Source organism: Mesorhizobium sp. M4A.F.Ca.ET.020.02.1.1, assembly GCF_004022645.1.
Lineage (GTDB): Bacteria > Pseudomonadota > Alphaproteobacteria > Rhizobiales > Rhizobiaceae > Mesorhizobium.
The window spans coordinates 1-1,298 of the sequence record NZ_RZOI01001112.1 but is presented as its reverse complement, the minus strand read 5'-3'; the positions used below and the strand labels follow the sequence as shown (position 1 = coordinate 1,298).

The 1,298-nt window shown below is 63.9% G+C and carries 1 protein-coding gene and 1 pseudogene; both read left to right on the top strand.

What is annotated here, in order from left to right; translation table 11 throughout:
- Positions 1-134: pseudogene (locus EN742_RS39850) on the top strand (amino acid ABC transporter permease); the annotation flags it as partial.
- 71 nt (positions 135-205) lie between these two features.
- Complete coding sequence (locus EN742_RS35270) at positions 206-1,294, top strand: extracellular solute-binding protein (RefSeq protein WP_126057023.1); 1,089 nt, start codon at positions 206-208, stop codon at positions 1,292-1,294.
- The last annotated feature ends 4 nt before the right edge of the window (positions 1,295-1,298 follow it).

Sequence of the window (1,298 nt, the reverse complement as noted above, 5' to 3'; positions counted from 1 at the left end):
CCTCCAACGCCATCAACAACGCGACCTTCGAACCGTTCACCGTCTACGGACTGGTGGCGCTGATCTTCTTCGTCATGTGCTTTCCACTGACGCAATACGCGCGCGCGCTCGAGCAACGAGCGGCGGCACACTGATCCGCCTGACGGCGGAGAAACGCAACCAAGGGAACCCGCCGGACAACCGGCACAAACAGAGGAGAATTGAGATGAACAGACTGATCGCAACACCCATCACCCGGCGCGGCGTGCTTGGCGCCGGCTTCGCCGCCGCCGGCGTGCTCGCCATGCCCGCGGTGCTGCGGGCGCAGGACAAGTCGCTGAAGGTCGGTGTCTATGGCGGCTACTTCAAGAAATCGTTCGACGAGCATGTCTTCCCGGAATTCACCAAGGCAACCGGCATCGCGGTGGAATCGGTCGCCGAACCGACCGGCGAGGCCTGGCTGGTGCAGCTCGAACAGGCGGCCAAGGCCGGGCAGGCGCCGGCCGACCTTTCGATGATGTCGCAGACCTCGACGCTGAAGGGCCAGTCGACCGAATTGTGGACGCCGCTCGACACCTCGAAGGTCAAGCATTACGACCAGCTGCTGCCCCGCTTCATCAACAAATATCCGGACGGCCGCGTCGCCGGCATCGGTGCCGTCGCCTGGTGGATCACGCTGGTCACCAACACCGACGTCTACAAGGACGCGCCGACGTCGTGGGCGGCGCTCTGGGACAAGGCCAACGAGGACAAACTCGGCCTGCTGGCGCTCGCCTCCAACTCGTTCCTGCTCGAAGTGACGGCCAAGACCTTCATGGGCGGCACCAACGCGCTCGACACCGAGGACGGGCTGAACAAGGCGTTCGAGAAACTGGCCGAGGTCAAGCCGAACGTGCGCCTCTGGTATCGCGACGAGGCGCAGTTCGAGCAAGCGCTGAAGTCGGGCGAGATCCCGATGGGCCAGTACTACCACGACGTCACCGGGCTTGCGGCCGCCGACGGCTTCCATGTCCGTTCGACCTTCCCGAAGGAAGGCGGCATCCAGGATTCCGGCAACTGGGTGCTGTCGCGCGCCTCGACCAAGGTCGAGGAGGCGCACGCCTTCATCGACTTCATGAGCCAGCCTTCGATGCAGGGCGTCATGTCGCGCAAGGTCGGCACCACGCCGACGCTGAAGAAGGAGGTGCTCGACCTCAAGCCGGAAGAGTTCGCCGCTGTGTCGTCGGACATCGAGCCGATCATCCCGCGCTACGACCTCTATACATCGAAGGCCGACTGGATCAACCAGAAGTGGACCGAGTTGATCGTCGGCTGAGCAC

What these genes read in the sequence shown, in the direction of transcription:
- EN742_RS35270 (WP_126057023.1), top strand. Translation starts at nt 206, where the DNA reads ATGAACAGACTGATCGCAACACCCATCACCCGGCGCGGCGTGCTTGGC.